Genomic DNA, 2,504 nt, shown 5'->3' with positions numbered 1-2,504 from the left:
GACGCGGGACGCTCGGCGGCGGGGGCGTCCGCCGCGGGGTCCTCGGGGGCCTCGGCGGGCTCGGCGGGCCGCGGGGACCCCTTGGCCTTGGACCGGCCGCCTGAGCGGCGGTTGCCCGTGGACGGGCCCTCCTTGGCCTCGCGGATGTCCTTCGGTGAGGGATCAGCCTCCGCGGTGGGGGCGGGGATCTCCGAGGCGGCGTCGACGGCGTCGTCCGTGTGGGTGCCCAGCAGCTCGAGGTAGATGAACTGGTCCACGGCGTTGCGCAGCGAGGCGGGCGTCTTGCGGGCACCGAGGCCGATCACACGCTTGCCGGACTCGCGCAGGCGGGTGGCCAGGCGCGTGAAGTCGGAGTCGGAGGAGACCAGCGCGAACGCGTCCACGTTGCCCATCCAGAGCAGGTCCATCGCGTCGATGATGAGCGCGGAGTCCGAGGAGTTCTTGCCGATCGTGTACGCGAACTGCTGCACCGGCTGGATGGCGAGCTCGTTGAGCGCCTTCTTCCATCCGTTGAGGTTCGTGGTGGTCCAGTCCCCGTAGGCGCGCTTGATGGTGGGCGTGCCGTACGTGGCCAGCTCCTCGAGGATCAGGCCGGCGTACTTGGGCGAGACGTTGTCGCAGTCCAGGAGCACCGCGATGCGCAGGGAGGCGGGGGTGGGTTCAGGCATGCATCCAGGGTAGTCCGCCTCATGGAGGCGGGCGGGCGGGAGGGGCCGCGGGCAGCAGCCAAGCGGGGCTCATGCTGGGGGCCGGAATCGGCGGTGCGCCACAGACGGCGACAACGGGGAGGGCGTGGCAGGGCCGTTTCGGCAGGGGTTGTGGCGGGGGAGGAAGACCGCGAGAGCGCCGATCGGCGTGTTCCGGTGGGGGCGCCATAGACGACCGTTGACGCCCGGCAGACCTCGGGGGACTGCCCTGTGCTCACTGGACGGAACTCAGGGAAGCGGCGTGCCTTGGTGGTAGATCTGCACCCACCCACCAGAGGTTCGTTGCCATAGGGACGTACGGCGGGCACGGCGCCCTTCCTGCATGGAGTCCCAGAAGACTTGGATGAGGTCGTCTGTCAGGGATCGGGCATGCACGTCGGCCATCAGGATGGGATCGGAGCAAGGGTTGGAGGCCTCTTCGGACAGGAGGGCCAAGATCGTCCGGGCATCCCATCGCCTTCCGGAAGCGCCAATCTCGATGAAGTCCGGTGAGAGGAGCTGGGCGAGACGGTGTGCATTCGCTCGCGTATCGAGAGACTGCAACTCTCTTTCGAGCTCGATCACGTGGTCCATATCCTGAGTCGCCATGCTGAGAGTCTCCATCAACAGCGACAGGCGTGGGAGCAGCCTGTTCCTCGTCGACTGGGGAGCGAGTGCGCATATGCGAGGCAAGACTTATGGCGATGGCCGGGGTTGCCTTAAACGACCGTTGACGCCGGGCGGATCTTCGCGACACTCCAGGGCTGGGGCGGGCAGACCGCTGAGGCCGGTGGTCCCCATGCACACCATCGGACCCGTGGACGGGGCCTCCACCCGGCCTCCCGCACGGCCGTGCCGCCTAGACTCGAGGGCATGCCCTTCCCCCTGAACCGTCCCCGCCGCCTGCGCCAGTCCGCCGCGATGCGCCGGCTGGTGGCCGAGACCCGCCTCCACCAGAACGAGCTCATCCTGCCCGCCTTCATCAAGGAGGGCGTGCGCGAGCCGGCGGCCATCGAGTCCATGCCCGGCGTGGTGCAGCACACCACGGACACCTTGAAGGCCGCCGCCGCCGAGGCGGCCGAGCTGGGCCTCGGCGGCATCATGCTGTTCGGCGTCCCCGCCGAGCGCGACGCCACGGGCTCCGCCTCCCTCGACCCCGAGGGCGTGCTGAACAGGGCCGTCCGGGACGTCAAGGCTGAGGTGGGGGACGCGCTCGTCGTGATGTCCGACCTCTGTCTGGACGAGTTCACCGACCACGGCCACTGCGGCGTGCTCCGCGCGGACGGCGCCGTGGACAACGACGCCACCCTGGAGGTCTACGCGCAGATGGGCGTGGCCCAGGCCGAGGCCGGCGCGGACGTGCTCGGCCCCTCCGGGATGATGGACGGCCAGGTCCGCGTGATCCGCGAGGCCCTCGACGACGCCGGTCACCAGGACACCGCGATCCTCGCCTACGCCGCCAAGTACTCCTCCGCGTTCTACGGGCCCTTCCGCGAGGCCGTGGACTCCGCCCTGACCGGCGACCGCAAGACCTACCAGATGGACCCGGCCAACCGGACCGAGGCGCTGCACGAGGTGGCCCTGGACCTTGAGGAGGGCGCGGACATGGTCATGGTCAAGCCGGCCATGAGCTACCTCGACATCCTGCGGGAGGTCGCGGACATGGCCGACGTGCCCGTCTCCGCGTACCAGATCTCGGGGGAGTACGCGATGATCGAGGCCGCCGCGGCCAACGGCTGGATCGACCGCCGTGCCGCGATCGCCGAGTCCGTGCTCTCCATCCGGCGCGCCGGCGCCGACACCGTGCTCACCTACTGG

The 2,504-nt window shown here is 69.9% G+C and carries 3 protein-coding genes; 1 reads left to right on the top strand and 2 read right to left on the bottom strand.

All coding sequences use genetic code 11. The features are described from left to right. A partial coding sequence (locus tag Q4D18_RS11555; protein ID WP_303128557.1) for an NYN domain-containing protein occupies window positions 1-668 on the bottom strand: 668 nt, incomplete at its 3' end. Window positions 669-935: 267 nt separating this feature from the next. Then, window positions 936-1,295: a DUF4440 domain-containing protein gene (locus tag Q4D18_RS11550; RefSeq protein WP_303128555.1), complete on the bottom strand. Its 360-nt coding sequence runs from the start codon at window positions 1,293-1,295 to the stop codon at window positions 936-938. 264 nt (window positions 1,296-1,559) lie between these two features. Between Q4D18_RS11550 and hemB the strand changes: the two genes are divergently transcribed. Further along, on the top strand, window positions 1,560-2,504 hold a 945-nt coding region (hemB, locus tag Q4D18_RS11545; protein WP_303128552.1), incomplete at its 3' end, for a porphobilinogen synthase.

This window comes from Micrococcus sp. (genome assembly GCF_030523875.1).
In the GTDB taxonomy this organism is placed as follows: domain Bacteria; phylum Actinomycetota; class Actinomycetes; order Actinomycetales; family Micrococcaceae; genus Micrococcus.
This window is presented reverse-complemented; position numbering and strand designations above follow the sequence as displayed.

Excerpts from the sequence above, each read along its gene's own strand:
- Q4D18_RS11550 (WP_303128555.1), bottom strand. The coding sequence starts at position 1,295 with ATGGCGACTCAGGATATGGACCACGTGATCGAGCTCGAAAGAGAGTTG.